Annotated in this window: 13 protein-coding genes and 1 other RNA gene; 2 read left to right on the top strand and 12 right to left on the bottom strand. The window is 71.0% G+C overall.

What is annotated here, in order from left to right; translation table 11 throughout:
• Positions 1 to 56: 56 nt before the first annotated feature.
• Both ABT026_RS26765 and ABT026_RS26760 read right to left on the bottom strand, forming a co-directional pair.
• Entirely contained in the window at positions 57 to 1,433 is a 1,377-nt protein-coding gene (locus tag ABT026_RS26765) for a lipase/acyltransferase domain-containing protein (protein ID WP_351117707.1), read from the bottom strand.
• Positions 1,430 to 5,809, bottom strand: coding sequence for an NACHT domain-containing protein (locus tag ABT026_RS26760; RefSeq protein WP_351117706.1), 4,380 nt, complete (start codon positions 5,807 to 5,809; stop codon positions 1,430 to 1,432). Before ABT026_RS26760 ends, ABT026_RS26765 begins: the two co-directional genes overlap by 4 nt.
• A 124-nt stretch (positions 5,810 to 5,933) precedes the next feature.
• Between ABT026_RS26760 and ABT026_RS26755 the strand changes: the two genes are divergently transcribed.
• Complete coding sequence (locus tag ABT026_RS26755; protein WP_351117705.1) at positions 5,934 to 6,962, top strand: translation initiation factor 2; 1,029 nt, start codon at positions 5,934 to 5,936, stop codon at positions 6,960 to 6,962.
• Positions 6,963 to 6,996: 34 nt separating this feature from the next.
• Here ABT026_RS26755 and ABT026_RS26750 read toward each other — a convergent pair whose 3' ends face one another.
• The 6 genes from ABT026_RS26750 to ftsE form a co-directional block, all read right to left on the bottom strand.
• Positions 6,997 to 7,452 carry a hypothetical protein gene (locus tag ABT026_RS26750; protein WP_351117703.1) on the bottom strand — a complete coding sequence of 152 codons (456 nt, stop codon included), beginning with the start codon at positions 7,450 to 7,452 and terminating at the stop codon, positions 6,997 to 6,999.
• Between the two features lie 146 nt (positions 7,453 to 7,598).
• Positions 7,599 to 8,000, bottom strand: a transfer-messenger RNA (tmRNA) gene (ssrA, locus tag ABT026_RS26745).
• A gap of 125 nt (positions 8,001 to 8,125) precedes the next feature.
• Positions 8,126 to 8,605: an SsrA-binding protein SmpB gene (gene smpB / locus ABT026_RS26740; protein ID WP_351117725.1), complete on the bottom strand. Its 480-nt coding sequence runs from the start codon at positions 8,603 to 8,605 to the stop codon at positions 8,126 to 8,128.
• Between the two features lie 19 nt (positions 8,606 to 8,624).
• The gene (locus ABT026_RS26735) at positions 8,625 to 9,818 is read right to left on the bottom strand and encodes a S41 family peptidase (RefSeq protein ID WP_351117701.1); all 1,194 of its coding nucleotides are present in this window, start codon (positions 9,816 to 9,818) and stop codon (positions 8,625 to 8,627) included.
• 68 nt (positions 9,819 to 9,886) lie between these two features.
• The gene (ftsX, locus tag ABT026_RS26730; RefSeq protein ID WP_351117700.1) at positions 9,887 to 10,804 is read right to left on the bottom strand and encodes a permease-like cell division protein FtsX; all 918 of its coding nucleotides are present in this window, start codon (positions 10,802 to 10,804) and stop codon (positions 9,887 to 9,889) included.
• A gap of 31 nt (positions 10,805 to 10,835) precedes the next feature.
• Positions 10,836 to 11,525 (bottom strand): cell division ATP-binding protein FtsE, encoded by a 690-nt coding sequence (gene ftsE / locus ABT026_RS26725; protein ID WP_351117699.1) that lies wholly within the window; start codon positions 11,523 to 11,525, stop codon positions 10,836 to 10,838.
• 279 nt (positions 11,526 to 11,804) lie between these two features.
• Here ftsE and ABT026_RS26720 point away from each other — a divergent pair, with 279 nt between their 5' ends.
• A complete protein-coding gene (locus ABT026_RS26720; protein WP_351117698.1) occupies positions 11,805 to 11,987 on the top strand; it encodes a hypothetical protein in 183 nt (60 codons plus the stop codon).
• Between the two features lie 145 nt (positions 11,988 to 12,132).
• Here ABT026_RS26720 and ABT026_RS26715 read toward each other — a convergent pair whose 3' ends face one another.
• The 4 genes from ABT026_RS26715 to ABT026_RS26700 form a co-directional block, all read right to left on the bottom strand.
• Entirely contained in the window at positions 12,133 to 12,894 is a 762-nt protein-coding gene (locus ABT026_RS26715) for a hypothetical protein (RefSeq protein ID WP_351117697.1), read from the bottom strand.
• Positions 12,895 to 13,125: 231 nt separating this feature from the next.
• A complete protein-coding gene (gene prfB, locus ABT026_RS26710) occupies positions 13,126 to 14,232 on the bottom strand; it encodes a peptide chain release factor 2 (protein ID WP_351117696.1) in 1,107 nt (368 codons plus the stop codon).
• A gap of 103 nt (positions 14,233 to 14,335) precedes the next feature.
• Positions 14,336 to 15,577: a serine/threonine-protein kinase gene (locus ABT026_RS26705; RefSeq protein WP_351117695.1), complete on the bottom strand. Its 1,242-nt coding sequence runs from the start codon at positions 15,575 to 15,577 to the stop codon at positions 14,336 to 14,338.
• An 80-nt stretch (positions 15,578 to 15,657) separates the two neighbouring features.
• A complete protein-coding gene (locus ABT026_RS26700) occupies positions 15,658 to 17,376 on the bottom strand; it encodes a serine/threonine-protein kinase (protein ID WP_351117694.1) in 1,719 nt (572 codons plus the stop codon).
• Between the last annotated feature and the right edge of the window lie 381 nt (positions 17,377 to 17,757).

Raw genomic sequence — 17,757 nt, 5'->3', positions numbered from 1 at the left:
CGGTCGGCGGAACCACCAACCACCTCGCCCGTACGCCCGCCCGTTTCCCAAGGGCCCTACGCGACGAGCACCACGTCCCGGCAGGAGTACTGGAGTGCCTCGGACCGGACCTCCACGGTCCAGCGGCCGGCTCCCGCCCGCAGTTGCGCGCGGAAGTCACCTCCCCCGTACGGAAGCATCGGTTCCTCTGCGACGCACACACCGTCCTCGCCGATGAGCCGCACCCGCAGGTTCATGGCGGTGTCCGCGTTGGCGACACATACCTCGATCGGAGCGCCGGCCTCGGCGAAGTCCGGGATCTCGACGTCCAAGGGGTGCCCCTCGCTCAGGGCGCCCGCCACCGGCTCTCCGTCGCAGACCCGGCGGAGTTGCCTGCGAGCCTCTTTCACGTTGATGAGATCCGCGTGCCTCCCGTCCAGCCACAGGGCGCTGACGGTACTGATCCGCTCGGGCGGCATCTGGGCGATGTTCGACACCGTTCCGTCCCCGGACAGCCTCACCGTCCGGTCCGCCGGTGCCGAGGAGGCGGACAGGTCCTGATGGAACCGCGGTCGACCGTCGACGGAGAGAGACACCGCCTGATCGGTCCGGTGTTTGTCACCGCCGAACACCACGAGTTCGTAGCGGCCGGGACGGGCCTTGTCGTTGTTCCGGACGGCGACACCGACCTGGTGGAGGAGACGGAAGCAGTCGTCGAGCATCCATCGGTCGATGCCGTCCACGGGCTGGGATCCCAGGCGAACACGGCCCTTCACGGCATCGAGCACCACCCGATAGGTGGGCAGCATCTGAGCCACGGACGGATAGGTGGCACAGATCGCACGGATCTGCTCGGCAAGGGGTGCCGGCACCCACTTCATCCGGCCTGTGAGGAATCTCAACGCTTTCACACTGCCCGAGAAGGGCGTACCCAGGGTCGCGACCGCCCGGGTCTGCTTCCACCCCTCCAGCACCTCGGCGTAGTACCGGACGACGAGCCCGCCCATGGAGCGGCACAGAAAGACCACCTTGGCGTCCCGGGCACCCGGATACCGCTGCGGATCGGTAGTCTCCCGCCAGTGGCTCAGCCGCGTCTCCACGAAGCGTTCCAGCTGCCGCGCCGAGTTCCTGTTGCTGAGCCGCCAGTCGTAGCGGAACACGGCGAACCGCGCGGGATCGACGCCGAGCCGCCTGCCGAGCCCGGCGTCCTCCACGCTGGAGATCAGCCCGGGCAGCAGCCGGCGCCCGTGCACCAGCCCTCCGATCTCCAGGGCATGCCGGGGATCGGGATCGTCGTCGCCGATGCCTTCCGGCAGTTGGAGCAACTGCCTGAGCTGTCCCGGTCCGGTGAGACGGCCCAACGCCTCAGGGGTCAGGTCCCAGACGTCCACGCCGTCACGTAGGAGCGCGGTGCCCATGATCCCCGGAACGAGGACCACCAGATCGTGGTTCACAGCAGGTTCTCCTCGCCTGTCGTAGCGGATTCCGCTGCCACGGACCAGGGCAGGGACACCTGGTCGCAGCGGACGGTGTTCTGCGCGATGCCCTGGATCATGAGTGTGACGCGGCCCTCGCCGGACACGGAGTCCACCGTCGTCACCTGATAGCCCCTCGGCTGCAGAGGCGTCAGGGGCTCCTCCCGTGCGACGTCCCAGATCCTCAGTCCTCCGGACTTGCGACTCCAGCCCACCAGCAAGGGGCCCTCGGGCGGGCCGGCCAGCACCAGGCCGTCGAGCGGTTCCCCGTCCTGCCACGGCAGAACAGTGGCAACGGCGTATCCGCCGTCGCACTCGGTGAACCACACGGAGTCCCCGTTGGTGCAGGCGATCACCGGCACCGTCAGACCGAGCCGCTTCAGCAACCCCGTAACCACCGCCGTCGCGCCGGAGGCGTCGACACGCTGCGGCGTCGACGCGGTGTGGTCGAGATCCCAGACGCACACGGCATCACCGCCCCGAACCGTGAGCCATGCCTGCCCGTCGGACGCGGTCACCACCGCCAGCTGCTGCACCGCTCCCGCGGAGCGCATCCAGAAGCTCCGTCCCTCGCTCCAGGCGCCCCGGTCGTCGCGTTCCCAGACGACCGCCCTCTGCCGCGACGGCCAGAACAAGCACGGACGGCCCGCCCTGGTGAGCCACAGGGCGATCGAGCAAACCTCCATGTCGGCCGCCACGGGAAGGAGGAGTTCCTCCGTCCTTCTCAGCTGCAGTCGGGGCCCCAGGGTCCACAGCACGACACGTCTGCGGCCTACAGCTGCCACCACCCATTGGTCGCCGGCCTGCACGGCGTCGAGTGCGGTGACCTGAGCGGGGTGTACCAGCCGGAGGACGTCGCCGGTCTGCCCCTCGGGTCCGTGCAGGCCGATCAGCACGCCCGAGCCCTGGGACCGCACGAGCAAGGAGGGCTCTCCCCGTCCTCCTGCCACGACCCGTGCCTGCGGCCGGTCCGCGGTCCGGCCGATCAGCGGACCGAGGCCGTGGGCGTCTCCTTCCTCGTCCGGGTCGTGCGGCTCCCAGACGCGGACCCGGGTGTCGTCCGCCACGACCAGCCGCCCGCTGCCCTTCGGATCGAAGGCCATGGAGCGGTGATGGTGGTTGCACGGCAGCGGCACCCGTTCTCGTCCCCCACCTTCCCAGACACGGACCAAGGCGCCTTCGCGCACCGCGACGGTCAGGCCGGAGGGGCCTTCCCCCAGCTCCACCGAGAGCCCCGCGGTGGACGCGCCGAAGAGGAGTCGCTCCTCACCGACGAAGGGGTCGGCCATCCGCCAGACCCGCAGGGTGTGGCCGTCCAAGGAGGCGATCACCGCACCGTCACCGCCGCGCGCCGGTATCGCGGCCACCGCGCAGATCTCCCCGTCCGCCTCTCCCAGGGTCCGGGCCGGACGGAGCGGAGCGTTCCGCGCCTTGGGCCCCGGTACCTCCCACACCTTCACTCCGCCGGGGCCACCGGTCACGGCCACCACCCTTCGGCCCAGTAGGAGGAGACGCACACAGCGCACCCGCTCGTCGACGGTGTGCGTCCGGACGCCGTCCCGGGAGAACGCGCCCGTTCCGTCCCATCGCCACAGCCAGAGGCGGTCACCGTCCACGGCCGCGAGCAGGGTCTCTCCACCCCACGTGACCGAGTCCACCAGGCCCGGGGTGCCGCCCCAGTAGAACTCCTCCACCGGGTCGCGTCCGCTTCCCTGCCAGACACGGACGCACCGGCCGTCGTGCGTCGCGATCATTCGGCCCTCTCCCCGTCCGGTCGCCGTCACCCCACGCTGCTTCGGTGGCGACGTCCACGTGGCCGCCCCGGTGTCCCGTCCTCGCACCTGATGTCCGTCCGCCGTCCAGGCCCTGATCTCCCCGGCACCCGATGCGTGGACGATTCCCTCCCCCCAGGCCTCCCAGTGGACGGCGAGCGCACCGCCCATGGGAGCCGGCCAGCTCCGGTGGAGAGGGAGCCTCTCCGCACTGCTCCACACGTCCTCCCAGAACACGGAGGCGGGGCGCGGAATCGTGCGCAGGTACTCGGTGGGGAACATCGCCAGGGCCGTGGCCCGCAACATCGCCCAGCGGGCCGTGTCGGACGGGTACCGGCGGAAATGGTCGGCCACCCGCAGGTAGAGGGCGCTCTGCGGGGTGGTCGTCAGTCGGGCCGCGACCAGTGGCTCGAGCACATCGGGCACCGCGGCCACAAGGAAGTGGAAGTCGGACACCAGCGCGGCGAGCGCGTCGTCGCCGGCCAGCGCGGCGTGCGCGGCGATGTGCTCGCGCACGTAGCGTTCGGTCGTGGACCACCGGTCGCTGCGGGACGGAAGCAGGGCGTCGAGGACCGCACGGTGCCAGGTGTCGTGCCGCTCCTGCTCGGCCAGCAGGTGGGCGCCGAAACTGGGATGGTGGAGACGGTAGACCTCCTCCCCCATGTCGTTGTCCGCGGTGATCGTCACGCCGTCGGCGGCCCGGATCACAGCTCGCAGGTCCGCCTCGTCGTACAGCCGGCTCCCCCGCGCACGCACCGCGTTGGTCACGGCCAGCCATACCCGTGGTTGAGGCAGGCCGACGCCCTGAGCCAGGGCCAGGGCGCGCATGAAGTCACGGACCCGTCCCGGGTCCTGCGGATCGAGCCGCACGAGTTCCTCGTCGAGCAGGAAGTCCAGCACGGACGTCCCTCGCCGCAGTTCCGTCGCGAGTTCTGCCTCGTCCCGCACCGCCGGCCGCTGTGTCAGTCGCCGGGCCCACAAGGTGGCGACCAGGAAGAGTCCGTTGCTGTGGAAGGCCACGTGCCGGGCCACCGTTTCACGGAGCCGCTCCGTCTCCGGCCGCCGGTAGGGGGAACGGTCTCCCTGAAGGAGCCGTTCGACATGGGCGGTGATTTCCTGCTCCGTCTCCTCGGCCTGATCCAGTTCCACCTTGGCCGTAGCGTGCAGAACCTCGAGGAGCGTCTCCGACCGCAGATCGCCGGGGAGGTTCCGGCGCGCTCTGGGGCGTGTGGCGACCACGAGCCGCACTCCCTGCAAGGCCGACAAGGGGTTGAGGAGTCCTCGGGCGATGTCGAAGGAGTGGCCCGCAGCCGCCTCGTCCAGCCCGTCGAACAGCAGGGTCAAGCTGCCCACCCTCGTCACCAGCTCTCCGACCTGGCTCACCAGGCCGTGCGGGGCGCCCGGCACCAGGCCGGCGGTGCGCAGGCCGAGCGGCTCCAGGCTCCGGGCCAGCTCGTCGCAGAGTGCGGCCAGGGTCCTGCCCCGGCAGTGCAGCGCTGCGTTGACCGACCGGAGCTCCGGCAACGCGCGGGGCCGGCGCGCGGTGGGCAGGGAGGCGACGAAGTGCGCGACCGTCAGGTGGGCGAGGTAGGCAAGGAGCGTCGACTTGCCCGACCCGGACGCCCCCGTCACCGTGTACATCCCCGAGTCCTGGACCCGAAGCCAGTCCACCAGCTCGCCCAGCACCCGGTGCCGAGGCGTGAAGTCACGAAGGTGCCAGCTCTCGCCGGCTGCGGAGAAGACGGGCAGTTCCTCCTGCGCCAGTTCCTTGCCGATCCAGGCCCTGTCCTCCTCCGGGCGCAGAGCCGAACGGGCCCGTGGTGACCAGTGCGGGTTGGCCAGGAACCACACGGGAAGCGGAACCGGCTCCTGCCAGTAGGGCCGGTGGTCCCGCGTCATCTCCTTGACGGCCAGCATCAGGCCGGAGAACTGGACGACCTCGCTCTCCCTGTGGAAGATCCGGAGACTGCCCTGGACCTCCAGCTCAGGCGTCGAAACGACCTGTTCGAGGCAGTCGACCCAATGGCCCTCCAACGCCTCCTGCTCGGGTCCAGCCGTGGCCACCACGGCCAGCCCGCTGTCGGTCCCCCGCGCGCGGCCCCTCCTGCCCGCCGCGGCGACGACCGCCTCCACCGCCTCTGCGGCGAAGCAGGCGTCGAACACCAGCAGCGTGTCCGTCGGGTCCTCGGCCAGCCAGGTGACCAGTTCGTCGGCGGAGACAGCACGTTCGGGATGGAACCCGTCCTCCTGGTAGCTGTCCTCGCACGCGAGCCAGTAGGTGCCGCCGTGCACATGGCCATGCCCGGTCCAGTAGAGGATCTTGCGGTCGGCGGCCTGCCGCCGGAACCTCTCGAGGAACGTGCGGACGCGATCCCGGCCGACGACGGATTCCGTGCCGTGTACGTCGTCCGAGCTGGCGATGCCGAGGTGAGGGAGCCGGAAGCCGAGTCGTGATGCCTGCTCGACGAAGCGCGCCGCAGTGTCCCTCAGCCTCGGCCGGTCCCTGACACCTGGTGCACCCCCTCGGTAGCGGTCGACCACCACGGTGGCCACCAGCCCTTGATGCCGTGCTCCTCGATCCACCCGAACTCCTCCCCCAGAGTTCAGCCGTCCCATTCGCCGCCCCGAGCAGAACCAGTTGTGGAAACCTGACGTGGTCTCGGCTCGGCGGGGCCCCACCGTACTGGAAACCGACCAAGGGAGAAGCATGGCGCAGCGTGACCGATTCGTCGTCGCCCACCTGGTGACCGACTGCCACATCTTCGAGGGTGACGGAACACGGCCGATCGACGAAGAGAACGTGCAGATCATCTACGAACCCGATCTGCGACGCGTGGACCTGCCTGTGGAAGTACAGCAGTGGCGCCAGGACATCAAGGCCGACATGGAACGCCGGGAGGCCGCCGGAGAACCCTACGCCTGGAACAACCCTCGGTTCGCCGTGGAGAGCATCATCGTCTCCCGGACCAACGAGACCGAGGAGCCCCTGGTCAGGATGAGTCTCTGCGATGCCGACTACTACGACTTCCTGGCCACCTCCGTCAACCTCGACCGCCCCCTCCGTGAGGGCGATCCGGCGACCCTGCGCTCCCAGTACCTGGACTCCGCCGATCCGGTGACCGCGCCCGCGTTCCTGTCCTGCAGCTTCGGCGTCAACGTCGCGGTGGAGACCGCTGACCGACGGATGGTGTTCGCGCGGCGAAGCACCACCGTCCAGGGCCACAACAAGGTCAGATGGAACTCGTCGGTCAACGAAGGGCTCGCAGCGATCCACGACGTCCCCGAGGACGGCTCCCCCATCAGTCTTCACTCGGTCGCCCGGCGTGCGCTGCGGGAAGAGCTTGCCGTCCAGGACGAGGACAAGGTCGAGCTCGAGTTGCTCGCCTTCGCGCTCGACCTGCGCAATCACCAGTGGGCGGCGTTCTACCGGGCCGTACTGCCCGAGCTGACCGCCGACACCCTCGTCGCCCGCCGCAGCCGTGGCATCGAGGACAAGTGGGAGCACGACCGGTTCGACTTCGTGCCGGCCGACCCGGACAGCGTTCTCGACTTCATCCTGCAGAAGGACCCGGAAGCCTGGACGCCCTGCGGACCCGCCCTGTTCTACATGGCACTCGTGCGTGCCGCGGTGGTGGCACGCGGCGGTGACCGGTCGGGACGGCTGGACGTCGAGGCTGCCGAGCGCCGCGCGGTGGACCGGCTGAAGGCTTTGACGACCGCGACCGTGGCCGAGTGAGCCGACGGTCGTGACCCCGGCACCGGGAGACGGCTCAGAAGATGTTCCGCTCCCGGTGCTGCTGGCGCAGCTTGAGGAACTTCGCGCGCACCTGATCGGCCGGCATGCCGTCCCCGGCCTGGATCATCAGGTCGGCTAGGGCGTCCCGGGACTCCATGAAGCCCCGCCACTTCTGCTGGGGCTTGAGCCAGGTGTCCACCGCCGTCATGACCGCCACCATCAGGGCAAGTGCGGGTACCCACCCGATCAGCCAGCTTCCGTGTCCGCCACCGAGGTTCTGATCCGCCGCCACGACCGCGCTCGCGAGGATCAGCAGGATGCGGCTGAGGTAGTAGGTCACGCCGTAGTTGACCGTCGCGACCCGCCAGCGCCGCATCTCCCGGTCCATCTCCCGGACCAGCGTCGCGGGCAGATGACCGCCCCACGATTCCCCGCCCCTCGCGCCGTGCACCTCTTCATTTCCCGGGCCGTGCACCGCTCCGTCACTCACGGGTCCCCCTTCCGAGCTGCCATGGGCATGAACAGCGCCATTTTGGCGGACAGACCGGCGGCCCGTGATCGACTTGCCTGATCCGGTCCGGGCCGGAACGCACGAAAGCCCCCGACCGTGTCCGGTCGAGGGCCTCGCTCATGGGGTGGTGGAGATGGCGGGAATCGAACCCGCGTCCAACGGTGCAGAATCAGGGCTTCTCCGTGTGCAGTCCGCTTCGCTTTTCTCAGCCCCGGAGATCACGCGGACAAGTCTCCGACGGGCTCAGTCACTGTTTGGTTTCCCTCTTCACCCCGTGACCGGGATCAAGGTTTAGTCCCCTAGCTGATGCCAGGATCCGGGTCGGGAACACCCCCGGGCTGACACTCCCCTAAGTAGAGAGCTGCTTCACGCTACCTGAAGATCAGGCGGCGAGAGCGAGCTGGCTCTGGGAGATATCGCGCTTGGAATTGGCGATTATTTTTTCGGCCTGTGGTTTACGAGATCATGGCCGCTTCCTCGACACGCTTCCCCTGCTTCGACAGCCGCTGTCGAAACCGATCATCCCCATGTGGTGTTGTCAATCCTCGCCCCCCGCGTGGGGAGGCAAGTGCCATCGTACTGAGCAACGCCGCCGGACGCCACCTTGTTCCCCGCGGGGCGGCGCCGAGGCCGTGCCGCGAGGAGATCCAGGTCACGCCCGCTGCTTGCGGCGCACCGCCGAGATCGCCCGCTCCGTCTCGCGGCGGTCCTGCTTCTCCCGCAGCGTCTGGCGCTTGTCGTACTCCTTCTTGCCCTTGGCCAGCGCGATCTCGACCTTCGCCCGGCCGTCCTTGAAGTAGAGGGCGAGCGGCACGATCGTGTGACCGGTCTCCTGCGACTTCGCGGAGAGCTTGTCGATCTCCTCCCGGTGCAGCAGCAGCTTGCGCTTGCGGCGCGCCGAGTGGTTGGTCCAGGTGCCCTGGCTGTACTCGGGCACGTGCACGTTGTGCAGCCACGCCTCGCCGCCGTCGAGCTGGACGAAGCCGTCGACCAGGGACGCCCGCCCCTGGCGCAGCGACTTCACCTCCGTCCCGGTCAGGACCAGGCCGGCCTCGTAGGTGTCGATGACGAGATAGTCGTGCCGCGCCTTCTTGTTCTGCGCGATGAGCTTGCGCCCTTTTTCCTTGGCCATAGTGCCGCCCATTTTGGCACTAGGAGGGGCCCCCGAGGCCACCCAATACCTTCTCGGCCCGCTGCTCGGCGTTCTGCCCGGCCGCCAGGTCGGGCACGATGCCCTCGCCGTCCACCCCGCGGCCCGAGGGCGTGCGGTAGTGGCCGACGGTCAGCTCGGCCACCGAGCCGCCGGGCAGCTCGGTGGGCATCTGCACGGCGCCCTTGCCGAAGGTGCGGGAGCCGACGACCACCGCGCGCCCCCGGTCCTGAAGGGCCCCGGTGACCATCTCGGCGGCGCTCATGGTCCCGGAGTCGACCAGCACCACCAGCGGACGCGAGGTGCTGCCGCCCCGCTCGGCGTGCAGCGCCCGCTGCTCGCCCCGCAGGTCGTAGGTGGCGACCAGGCCCCCGTCGAGGAAGGCGGAGGCGGCGTCCACGGCCTCGGTGACCAGGCCGCCGGAGTTGCCGCGCAGGTCGAGCAGTATGCCGCCGGGGGACCCCGCCGCGGCCGCGCGGACCTTGTCGCCGGCGCCCTTGGTGAAGGCGCTCACCTTGATCAGCGTCGCCCCGCCGGCGGTCCGCCGCACGGTGACCGGGTCGGTGGACAGGCGGGCCCGGCGCAGCGTCTCCGTCCACCGCCGCCCGTCGCGCTCGAGACCCACCCGCAGCGTGCTGCCGGCGTCCTGCGGCTCCTCGCCGGGCGTGGCGCCGCGCAGCCACGCCAGCACCTCGGTGACCGGCGCCTCCGCCGTGGGCCTGCCGTCGACCGCCAGGACCCGGTCCCCGGCGCGCAGCCCGGCCCGGTCGGCGGGCGACCCGTCGCGGACCCGGGTGAGCGTGACGCCGCCGTCCCGCTCCCGGGCCGCCCAGACGCCGATGCCGGTGTAGCGGCCGTCCAGCGCCTCCTCGAACTCCTGGTACTCCCTGGGCGTGTACACGGCGCCCCAGCGGTCCCCGCTGCGGCTGACGGCGCGCTCCGCGGCCTCCTCGGGGGACTTGCCGTCGACCAGCGCCTCGGCGGCGGCCTCCCGGGCCGCCGCGGCGGCGTCGCCCTGCGGGGACCCGAGGTCCCCGATCCGGGTGGCGGCCTGCGCCTCGCCCTGCCCGTCGGAGAAGGCCCCGCCGGCCGCGGACGTCACCAGGACGCCCGCGAGGGCCAGCGACGTCAGGGCCGCCCCGCGACGAATGGGGCGGGTGGTGCGGGTCTGACAGAACGGGTCGGGGCCTGACATGAGGGGGAGTCTAGGACAACGCGAGAGGGCCGCAGGGGCGGTTGCTCCTGCGGCCCTCTTGGGATGCGTCACACCTTCAGGTACTTGCGCAGAGCGAAGAAGGCGGCCAGCGCGGGCATCAGGAAGCTGATGGCGAGGATCAGCGGAAGCTTCGTCAGGAGGGCGTCCCAGCCGACGAAGTTGATCAGCGTGAGCCGCTCGGAGAGCGCCATGCCGCTGTCGATGGTGAAGAACCGGCCGAGCACCAGGAAGACGCAGGCGAGCGCGCCGCCGATGAGGCCGGCAACCGCGGCCTCCATGATGAACGGCGCCTGGATGTAGAAGCCGGAGGCGCCGACCAGGCGCATGATCCCGGTCTCCCGGCGGCGGCTGAACGCCGAGACGCGCACCGTGTTGACGATCAGCAGCATCGCCACGATCAGCATGACCGCCATCAGCGCCAGCGCGGCCGTGGAGAGCATGCCGAGCATGGTGAAGAGGTTGTCCAGGATGCCCTTCTGGTCCTGCACCGACTGGACGCCCTCACGGCCGTCGAAGGCCGTGGCGATGACCTCGTACTTCTCCGGGTCCGTCAGCTTGATCCGGTAGGACTCCTGCATCTGGTCCGGCGTGAGGGTGGCGGCCAGCGGGGAGTCGCCGAACTGCTCCTTGTAGTGCTTGTACGCGTCGTCCTGCGACTCGTGCACCACCCCGTCGACGATCTTCATCTCGTCGAGGTCGGCGACGATCTGCTTCTTCTGGTCGGCGGTGACGGCGCCCTTGGCGCAGTTCGGGTCCGACTCGGCGTCGCTCTTGTTGCAGAGGAAGATCGAGACGTTGACCTTGTCGTACCAGTAGCCCTTCATGGCGCTCACCTGGTCGCGCAGCAGGATGGCCCCGCCGAGCAGGGTGAGCGAGAGGGCGACGGACACGACGACCGCGAAGGTCATCGTGAGGTTGCGGCGGAGACCCACACGGATCTCCGACATGACGAACTGAAGCCGCATGGCTGTTGTCAGGCCTTTCCGTGGACGGGGATCAGTGCTGGTATCCGTAGACGCCGCGTGCCTGGTCGCGCACGAGGCGGCCCTTCTCCAGCTCGATGACGCGCTTGCGCATCTGGTCCACGATGTTCTGGTCGTGCGTCGCCATGACCACGGTGGTGCCCGTCCGGTTGATCCGGTCGAGCAGCTTCATGATGCCGACGGAGGTCTGCGGGTCCAGGTTGCCGGTGGGCTCGTCGCAGATGAGCAGCTTGGGCCGGTTGACGAAGGCCCTGGCGATCGCCACACGCTGCTGCTCACCGCCGGACAGCTCGCCCGGCATGCGCTCCTCCTTGCCGCCCAGACCGACCAGGTCGAGCACCTGGGGGACGGACTTGCGGATCTCGCCGCGGGACTTGCCGATCACCTCCTGCGCGAAGGCGACGTTCTCGCCGACCGTCTTGTTCGGCAGGAGACGGAAGTCCTGGAACACGTTCCCCAGCTGGCGGCGCATCTGGGGCACCTTCCAGTTGGAGAGCCGTGCGAGGTCCTTGCCCAGCACGTGGACCTGTCCCTGGGTGGCCCGCTCCTCGCGGAGGACCAGCCTCAGGAAGGTGGACTTTCCGGAGCCGGAGGAGCCCACCAGGAACACGAACTCGCCGCGCTCGACCTCGAGGGTGATGTCCCTCAGGGCGGGGCGGTTCTGCTTGGGGTAGACCTTGGTGACGTTGTCGAATCGGATCACGGAAACACCACGAGTCGCCGGGGGTAGATGTGCGTGACCATACGCGAATGCGGGTACCGGCCGCAGTCGCCGGACCTGGTTGCGCGCGCCTTGCCCCTTTTGTCGTCGCTTTGGTGGGGGTACCTCCCCCGGGTCCGGGCGGGGTGGGGAAGGTTTGTGGAAGGGATGCGGGGGTACTGACAGCACCCTCTCGCCCCGGACCTGGCACAGTGGAAGAGGGAACAGCATCGTTCCCGTGAACGTTGGGCAAGGCGGAAGCGGTGCGAGGAGGGCGAGCGCATGACCTATGACCGATTGGTGTGCGCCAACTGCGCGGCGCCGGTCGCCGAGGGGCGCTGCCCCGTCTGCCGCGCCAACCGCGAGCGGATGCAGCAGCAACAGCCGTTCGGCGGATTGACGCCGGGGGCGCTGCTGGTCCTCCTGGTGGTGCTGGCCACGGCGGCGGCCCTGCTGGCGCGCTGAGAGGGCCTTCGGGGCCCCGCACGCCCGGCGTGCGCGGGAGCCGGGACGGTTCCCTGGAGCGGACGACAAGGGGCGGGGCGGTACGGCTGATGCCGTACCGCCCCGCCCTTCGTTCTTCACCGGCCTGTCAGGCCTGACGGTCCGCTCAGGCGGCGGCGCCGCCGCGGCCCTCCATCAGGCGCGGGAGGACCCGGAAGCCGATGCCGCCGGCGATCATCGTCGCGGCGCCGATCAGCAGGAACGAGGTCTCCGCGGCACCGGTCTCGGCGAGCTCGTCGCCGCCGCCCTGCGGGGTGGTGGAGTCGGAGCCGGTGTCGACGAGGTTGCCGTCGCCGCCCTGGGGCTCCTCGCCGCCGGTGTTGGGGCCGGGGCCGTCGGGGCCGCCGTTGCCGCCACCGCTGTTGTTCCCGCCGCCGCCGTTGCCACCGTTGCCGCCGTTGCCGCCACCGTTGCCGTTGCCGCCGTCACCGCCGCCGACATCGCCACCGCCGACGTCACCGCCGCCCACGTCGCCACCGCCGACGTCACCGCCACCGACGTCACCGCCGCCCACGTCGCCACCGCCGACATCGCCGCCACCGACGTCACCGCCGCCCACGTCGCCACCGCCGACGTCACCGCCACCGACGTCACCGCCGCCGACATCGCCGCCGCCGTCGCCGCCGGCGATCAGGCCGCCGTCGCCACCCGCGATGACACCGTCGATCGTGGCGCCGCCGTCCTCACCGCCACCGCCGTTGTCGCCGCCTTCGGACGTGCCGCCGTCGGTCTCCTGCGCGGTGACCCCGCCGTCGTTGCCGCCGGTCTCGAACGCCGACGCCGCACCCGCCGCGGTGAGCGACGCGCCGGCCGCTATCACCACACCGGCGGTGATCCGCGCGAGGCGGACCCGTGTTCTCTTCGTCATGTGCTTGCTACCCCCAGTAGCTGTCGTCAGGTAGGCCGCGTCCCGGGGGCGGTGATCGACGGGGGCGCCTTCGCCGGCCCCCCGGTTCACATGCGCCCCCGGTCACACGCATGCCGATCTAACCCTTCCGACAAACCAAAGCATCGTCAAGTTGCTTCACGTCACATACACAAAACGACAACTGCCGCCCTAAAGGCGGCAGTTGGCTGAAAAGTGGGGTGTGACCGGCGGCTACTTCTCCTGCTGCTTGCGCCAGCGGATGCCCGCCTCGATGAATCCGTCGATCTCGCCGTCCAGAACACCCTGCGGGTTGCCGACCTCGAACTCCGTCCGGAGGTCCTTGACCATCTGGTACGGGTGCAGGACGTAGGACCGCATCTGGTTGCCCCAGCTATTGCCGCCGTCGCCCTTCAGGGCGTTCATCTTGGCCTGCTCCTCCTGGCGGCGCCGCTCGAGCAGCTTGGCCTGGAGGACGTTCATCGCCGTCGCCTTGTTCTGGATCTGCGACCGCTCGTTCTGACAGGAGACGACGATGCCGGTCGGGATGTGGGTCAGGCGGACCGCGGAGTCGGTCGTGTTGACGCCCTGGCCGCCGGGGCCGGAGGAGCGGTAGACGTCCACGCGGAGCTCGGACTCGTCGATCTCGATGTGGTCCGTCTGCTCGACGACCGGCAGCACCTCGACACCCGCGAAGGAGGTCTGGCGGCGGCCCTGGTTGTCGAACGGGGAGATGCGCACCAGACGGTGGGTGCCCTGCTCGACGGAGAGGGTGCCGTAGGCGTACGGGACCTGGACGGCGAAGGTGGTCGACTTGATGCCGGCCTCCTCCGCGTAGGAGGTCTCGTAGACCTCCGTCTTGTAGCCGTGACGCTCGGCCCAGCGCAGGTACATGCGCTGGAGCTGCTCGGCGAAGTCCGCGGCGTCGACGCCGCCGGCCTCGGCACGGATGTTGACCAGCGCCTCACGGGAGTCGTACTCGCCGGAGAGGAGGGTGCGGACCTCCAGCTCGTCGAGCGCCTTCCGCACCGCGACCAGCTCGGTCTCGGCCTCCGCCTTGGTGTCCGGGTCGTCCTCCTCCTCGGCCATCTCGAAGAGGACGCCGAGGTCGTCGATCCGGCCGCGCAGCGCCTCGGCCTTGCGGACCTCGGCCTGGAGGTGCGACAGCTTGCTGGTGATCTTCTGCGCCTCGTCCGGGTTGTCCCAGAGGGAGGGCGCGGCCGCCTGCTCCTCGAGCACGGCGATGTCTGCCCTCAGCTTGTCGAGGTCCAGGACGGCCTCGATCGACTCCATGGTCGAGGAGAGGGACTTCAGCTCTTCGGATACATCGACGACTGCCACGCCCTCCAGCGTAACGGCTCCGTCCGGCGGCCAGGGCCACACCCCTGGGCGCGGGACGGCCCGCGCCCGGCGGGCGTCCTGGCCGTCGTCACCCCGGCGGCCGTCAGGGAGCCGCTGAGGAGGCGCCGGGGGCGGGCGGGGCGGGAGCGTCCCCGGAAGGGGCGGCGAGCCACCAGGCCGTGGCCGCCGCCGCGGCCGCGACCGCCAGTCCGGCCGCGGTGACCGTACGCCGCCGCGAGGCGGCGGGCCGGTTGCGGGCCGAGCCCGGCCGCGGGGCTCCGGCGGCCCTGGGGGCCCGCGCCGTCCCCAGCGCGCCGCCGGCCAGCTCGTCCGGCTCCGGCACCCGCATCGAGGTGTGGGTGTCCCGGTTGGAGTCCGGCCGCGACCCCCGCACCAGCGGCACGGCCCCGCGCCGGGAGACGGCCTGGGGCGCGAGGCGGTCCGCATCGGCCGGAGCGTCGGGGAACGGAGCCTCCGGCTCCTCCTCCGGGTCGACGTCCTCGACGTCCAGCGCGGGCATCCCGGCCAGCAGCGGCAGTACCTCCCGCAGCCGCTCCGCCAGCTCGGCGGCCCGCAGCCGCGAGGCCGGGGCCTTGGACAGGCACTGCACGATCAGCCGCCACAGCTCCTCGGGGATCCCCGGCAGCGGCACCACCGTCTCGGTCACGTGCCGCCGCAGCACCGCCCCGGGGTGCCCCCCGCCGAACGGCGTGAACCCGGCCAGCAGCTCGTAGAGCACGGTGGCCAGGGCGTAGATGTCGACCGAGGCGCGCGGCGGAAGCCCTTCGACGATCTCGGGGGCCAGGTAGTCCGGAGTGCCGATGATCTTGGTGGCCCGGCTGCGCCGCGGCACGTCGATGAGCTTGGCGACCCCGAAGTCGGTCAGCAGCGCCGGGTGGGAGTTGCCGGGGCCGAGCGGGCCGTCCATGTCGAGCAGGACGTTCTCCGGCTTGACGTCCCGGTGCACCACCCCGGCGGCGTGCGCCGCGGCCAGCGCGTCGGCGACGTCGGCGACGACGGCCACCGCCGCCTCCGGGGCGAGCCGGCGCTCCCGCTCCAGGCGGGTGCGCAGGTCGGTGCCGCGCACCAGGTCCATGACCAGGGCGAGGTTGCTGCCGTCGACGACCAGGTCACGCACCGAGACGATCCGCGGGTGCTCGAGGCCGAGCAGCGCGGTCCGCTCGCCGACGAAGCGGCCGACCAGCTCCTCGTCCGAGGACAGGTCCTCGCGCAGGAGCTTGATCGCCACGGGCCCCTCGGGCCCCTCGCCGAGCCACACCGTGCCGGCGCTGCCCCGTCCGAGGATCTGGTGGGCGGTGTACCGGCTGCCGATCTTCCGTGCCAAGAGAGCTCCTGTGAAAGCGTGTTGGTGCAAACCTACGCGCCCACGGGGTCCTCCCTCACGGCAGCCGGTGAATTCACCCGCTACGGCAGGGCGTCCTGGGCGTCCCCGACGCCCTTCTGGACGTCGTCGACGCCGTTCTGCACGTCCTTGGCGGTGTCCCCGATGCTGGTGAACCAGTCGGAGATGTCGCCCATCCAGGTGGTCAGCTGGTCCCACCAGCCCTTGCCGGTGCCGATCCACTCCTGCAGCGGCGACAGTTCCCAGACCAGCCAGCCCGCCACGAAGAAGACCACGATCATGATCAGGCAGCCCTTGAGGCAGCCCAGACCGGGGATGCGCACCGGGTTGGCGCTGCGGCGCCGCTCGCGCGGGGCGGCCGGCGGCTGCTGCGGCGGGGCCGCGTAGCGCTGCGGCTGGGGCTGGACCGGCCGCTGCGCGGGCCGCTGGACCGGTCGCGGCGCCGGACGCTGCACCGGCTGCTGGTGCTGCGGCGGGTAGCCGTACTGCTGCTGCTGGGAGCGCGGCGGCTGCTGCGGACGCGGGGCGACCTGCCGCTGCGGCCGGCGGCGGCGCAACGGGTCCCCCGAGTCGTCGTCGGGGTGGACGTACTGCTGGACCTGCGTCTGCTCGTTGCGCTCGCGGGCCGCGCTGAGCTGGGTCTGCCAGGGGTGCGGCTGCTCGGGGCCCGCGCCGGCGCCCTGCGGCGGCATCATCTGCGTCGGGTCGGCGTCGCCGCCGGACCCGCCCGGCGGGTGCTGCATCACGGTGGTGGCGGCGTTCGGGTCGTACGCGCCGCCCTGGCCGAAGCCCTGGCCCTGCCCGTGCGGGAGGACCTGGGTGGGCTCGGAGGCCCCGGCGGGCTGGGGCGTGCCGGGCACCGGCGCGGGGGCCGGGTCGGGCGCGAGCAGGGCCCCGACGTTGTCGGCGGCCACGATCTGCGCCGAGCTCGCCCGAAGGCCCACGCCGTCGGCGACCACGCGCAGCGCGCGGGCCAGGCCGACCGCGCCGGGGCGCTCGTCGGGGTTCTTGCGCAGGCAGCGCTCGATGACCGTCCACAGCGGCTCGGGCAGCGTGGAGGGACGGCGCGGCTCGGCGTTGAGGTGCTGCTGAAGCACCTCGAGCGCGCTGCCGCCGCCGAACGGCGGGCGGCCGGTGACCAGCTCGTAGAGCAGGATGCCGGCGCCGTAGATGTCGACCGCGGAGGTCTGCGGGCGGCCCTCGGCGGACTCCGGGGCCACGTACGACGGCGTGCCGACGAACTCGCTGGTGCGGGTCAGGCCCGGGGAGTCGGCGAGGCGGGCGATGCCGAAGTCGGTCAGCATCGGGTGCAGCTCGCCGCCGGTCTGGCGCAGCAGGACGTTGGCGGGCTTGAGGTCGCGGTGCACCACGCCGTCCGCGTGGCTGGCGGCCAGCGCGTCGGCGATCTGCGCCGTGAGCAGGGAGGCGGCGACCGGGCTGAAGGGGCCGTTCTCCCGCAGGTAGCGGTGCAGGTCGGGGCCCTCGATCAGGTCCATCACCAGGGCGAGCAGGTCGCCCTCGACGACCAGGTCGCGCACCCGGACGATGTTGTCGTGGGTGAGCCGGAGCAGGACGGAGCGCTCCCGGAGGAAGCGCATCACCACGTCCGGGTCGTTCGCCAGCTCCTCCTTGAGGACCTTGATGGCGACGGTCTCGCCGGGCTGCCCGGCGACGGCGGCCTCGGCCCCCGCGGTCTCACGCTGGCGGGCTCGCCAGACGGTGCCCGTGGCGCCGCGTCCGATCGGCTCCTCGAGCAGGTACTTGCTGCCTACCGGCCGCACGTCATGCGCTCCCTGCTGGTCGTGATCACTCGCACCGGCGCTTCGACGACCGGTCCTGCCCACTGTAAGGCCGTGGGGCCCGGTGGCGGCGGTCGTCGGCGTGCCCGGATCCGTCTCGGTCCGGACACGGCCGGTGAGGCGGTACCGGGTGGCTCCCGCCGGGCGGGGCGCGGTGGGGCTCCCCGCACGGAAAGACGTGCATCCCGGTCGCTTGGTTTCCGGGAGCGAGCGTAATCAGTCATGAACAGGTGTTGAATGGGCCACTTTCCAGGACAGAGGTGACCAATCAAGATCACTTGAGGGTGGCCCGCGGGCGCGGGCCGCGTCCCGGGTGCGAGGATGCACCCTGCTACAGCTACAGGCCGACGTGCTCTGCGGGCG

Origin of the sequence: Streptomyces sp. NPDC002734 (genome assembly GCF_040295685.1) — a bacterium.
Taxonomy (GTDB): domain Bacteria; phylum Actinomycetota; class Actinomycetes; order Streptomycetales; family Streptomycetaceae; genus Streptomyces.
Note: the sequence above shows the minus strand (reverse complement) of the source record. Positions and strands in the feature narration are given on the sequence as shown.